Origin of the sequence: Burkholderia sp. GbtcB21 (assembly GCF_019091065.1) — a bacterium.
Classification (GTDB): domain Bacteria; phylum Pseudomonadota; class Gammaproteobacteria; order Burkholderiales; family Burkholderiaceae; genus Burkholderia; species Burkholderia pyrrocinia_C.
Genome location: NZ_JAGXKA010000054.1, coordinates 1 through 3,312, shown reverse-complemented (window position 1 = coordinate 3,312; position 3,312 = coordinate 1). Strand labels below are relative to the sequence as shown.

General features: G+C 56.6%; 2 protein-coding genes and 2 pseudogenes. 1 reads left to right on the top strand and 3 read right to left on the bottom strand.

What is annotated here, in order from left to right; translation table 11 throughout:
- Window positions 1-211: 211 nt before the first annotated feature.
- A pseudogene (locus KVT39_RS36190) lies at window positions 212-460 on the top strand (transposase); the annotation flags it as partial.
- A gap of 139 nt (window positions 461-599) precedes the next feature.
- Here KVT39_RS36190 and iagB read toward each other — a convergent pair.
- The 3 genes and pseudogenes from iagB to KVT39_RS38260 all read right to left on the bottom strand — a co-directional run.
- Window positions 600-1,046, bottom strand: a complete 447-nt coding sequence (iagB, locus tag KVT39_RS36185; protein ID WP_217591402.1) for a type III secretion system invasion protein IagB — start codon at window positions 1,044-1,046, stop codon at window positions 600-602.
- Window positions 1,043-2,737, bottom strand: a complete 1,695-nt coding sequence (locus tag KVT39_RS36180) for a HilA/EilA family virulence transcriptional regulator (RefSeq protein ID WP_217591401.1) — start codon at window positions 2,735-2,737, stop codon at window positions 1,043-1,045. The genes iagB and KVT39_RS36180 overlap by 4 nt, the downstream gene beginning before the upstream one ends.
- Before the next feature lie 152 nt (window positions 2,738-2,889).
- Window positions 2,890-3,092 (bottom strand): annotated as a pseudogene (locus KVT39_RS38260) (IS6 family transposase); the annotation flags it as partial.
- Window positions 3,093-3,312: the final 220 nt, after the last annotated feature.

The window sequence follows — 3,312 nt, the reverse complement described above, 5'->3', positions numbered from 1 at the left end:
GTTCTCTGCCATGTTCTTCTCCATACAGGCAAAAAGTTATCAAACTTCTTGCTGTACGTGGAATCGAGGCAGGGTCATTACTGGCCGGCCTCAGGAAATTCGAACACCTATGGAAAGAGCTTGAAAACCGATCGTGCTTGACACGGAAAGTCATATCAGTGGAATGTCCGGGGCCAGCGCCAGCGATAATGCGGGCAAAGGAACCGGAAAGATGACGAAGAGAACCCGACGGACGCATTCAGCGTCGTTCAAAGCGAAAGTGGCCCTGGCGGCGGTCAAGGGTGAGTGGACGCTGGCCGAACTGGCGCAGCAGTTCGATGTACCCCCGAACCAGATCACGGAATGGAAGCGGCAACTGCAGGAGCGTGCGGCGGATGTGTTCGGCGCGGCCGGTGCGCCGTCGAACGAGCCGCCGGTTGATCTGAAATCGTTGCACGCGAAGATCGGGCAGCTAACGCTCATCGGGGCCCGCAGCGAATGAGGCTGCAACCCATCCTGTCGAATCAACACGCAAGAAAACCTGGCGCATCGGGGGCGTTCATATAACTACCTTGACGCGCGCCGTCGTTGCGACAGCGCCGGCAGCCGCTTGCGCAGATTCAGTGGCGGTCAGTGGTCACGGCCGTCAGCCTCTGGTAGCGCCGCCAAACCTGCTTGGCGTAGCGGATGCGTACCTCATGGCGGCCCGGCGCGGTGCCTGCGTTGTAGGCGCCTACCGCCTCCCATGAATAGCCGTAGCGTTTCATCATTTCGGAGAGAATGGATGCGCCGACGATGACTGACAGGCAGGAGTCTTTCAATAGCTGGGATTCGCTGATGTCCAGCTGGCGCAGGCGCGGCAGATGGCGGCTGTTGATCTGCATCAGCCCCAGGTCTTGACTGCCGTCGCGGTTGCGGCCAACGGCGTGGGGATTCAACGAGGATTCTTGCTCGGCAATGGCGTACAACAGCTCCGGCGCAATGCCGAACATGGACCCCGCGCGCTCCCAGCAGTCGGCGCGCGCGACGCCTGTGAAAAGCAACAGGCTGAAGGCGATGCGCTTCATGCGGCCTCTGTATCGTTATCCCGTGCCTCAAGCGCCAGGTCGCGGATTCGGGGGTCATGCTGCCAAACATTGCGCCAAATATAGCCATTGGCTTCCAACTGTCGCCAATGCTGTACGGCGGCTTCCTTGCCATGCGCTGCCAGGATCAGCGGCAGAAGGCCGGCACGCACGTGGCGGCTGTCAGTCTTGGCCAAGAAGGCTTGCACGGTGGCTTGTGCGGTCTCGCCTCGATGGCGATAGTCGATGTAGCAATGGTTGACGGCGAGCAAGCCGGCCTCCTCCCCGGAGGCGCGCACCGTTTGCACCAGCGAGTCGGCATCGGCGTATTCGCCTTGCATGGCGAGCACAAGCGCCAATAAGCTTTGTAACACCGGATGGTTTTGCCCATATTGGCATAGCTGGCGTTTGCCCAGTGCAATCGCCTCATCCAGGCGTCCCTCGAAATAAGTCAGCAATAGTTTGAGGATGCTGGCGGCGATTCGGGAAGGATCGCGCTCCAAACAGGCATCCAGCGCTTTTAGAGCTTTGGGCAGGTTGCCGGACAGAAGCAAGTGCCAAGCATGGTAATAGTGCAAATCGACAGAGTCCGGCTCCAGCAGCCAAGCTTGTTTGAACAGCGCCTCCGCAACGGTTTGTTGCATGTTCATGCTACTCAGTAACGCCAGCAGCCCCAGTGCCTGCGGGTGGCTGGGATCGAGTTCTATTGCTTTGTTGACGGCCTGCTGGGCTTGGGCGAAGGCGCGCTCCTGATCGAATAAGCCGATTTGGGCCAGCGCGAGATAGCACTCCGCCAGGCTGCAGTAGGGAAGAGCGTGGGCCGGGCAGGTGCCGACGCATTGGCGCAGCAGAGTCAAGGCCTGGCGCAGGCTGGATGGAGTATGCTGCTGCAATTCATGCCGGCCGTTTAGATAGACAATGGCGGCATCCAGCGATCCTAGCTCGCTGAATTGTCCGTGGTTCCAGCGCAGGCCGGGAATGCGCTGATACAACAAGGCGGCCAATTGGTTTTGCAATATGGAGATGGGCTGATCGGGACTGACTTCGATGCTTTCATGATGAATCAATTGATGACCTTCGGCGCGTACGAGCTCAACTCGCAACCTCCAGCCGTCACCGTGGGGGCAGGTTTGACCCGCCAGGTAGTAGTCGGGGGTCAATTGATCTATCAATGCAACGATGTCTGCCGCATTATGGCAGTTCTGCGTGATGGCGGCCGGCAACACGATCAAACCGAACGGCGAGTAGCGTGATAGGCATTGGACTAGGGCATGATGAAGGTTGGCAGCGTCAAATTGCGAATGAGTGCGGAAAGGAAGCACGGCGATTGAGCACTGCGAGGTTTGCGACGTAGGTTGCGACACTGTTGCGACAGGGCGACAGAAACGGAATCCCTTGCCATAGATTGTATCGATGTAACGACAGCTCTTGCTTTCCATCAGCAAACGTCGCAATGAATAGACGCAGCGGGTGAGCGACTCCTCATTGACATCCCCATCAGGCCAAACGCGATTGAGTAATGCGTCCTTGCCCACAATCCCGCCCGCGGCTTCCAGTAATAGCGTCAACACGGAAAGTTCCTTTGGCGGGATTCGGATCTGTTGCTCTCTGTGGGATAAGGTTCCATCCTGATGCAAAACGAAGTCACCAAAGACGAATTGCCGATTTATGAAGTTATCATGGGATGACATCATCACGCTTCTATTCCTTATTATATATGTTTGCCGCTCAAAGCCTGCTGCTTGAAAAGGCAAGCGCGCAGAACCTGGTTCTGGTGCAAATAGGCATTATGGCCAAGGTCTTTCGTATAGATCCGGAAACCTTATCGATTGAACAGGGGTATCCCGAAACGATTCCAGCGTTTCACGAACTCCGGTGTAAAACGGTTCCCCGAACGCATGATCGTCGTGTGCGCCAGCGACAGTCCCCGCTCGACCAGATCGCGCAATCGAGCTTGTAGCGGAGGTGCCGGCGCGCGCACAGAACAATGATCTCTCGATCAAAATGCCGTCCGTCGAACAACCTCTCTGCACCTTTCCGCTTGCTCATTATCGGCTGCCAGTTCGTCGAGTTTGCTACTTTAACCGATCCCGGCAGCCTATTTGCACCAGAGCCTTCTAATGTTTCATTGGAAATGTACTGGCAGAATTTGTAACGTTCTTGTGATCTGATGGTGATTTAATTCGGGTATAAGAGACGGTTTCATAAAGACAGCTCAGTGCGCCGGAGGGTATTCCAGCAGATCAGGCAGCAACCGAGTTTGAGGAAC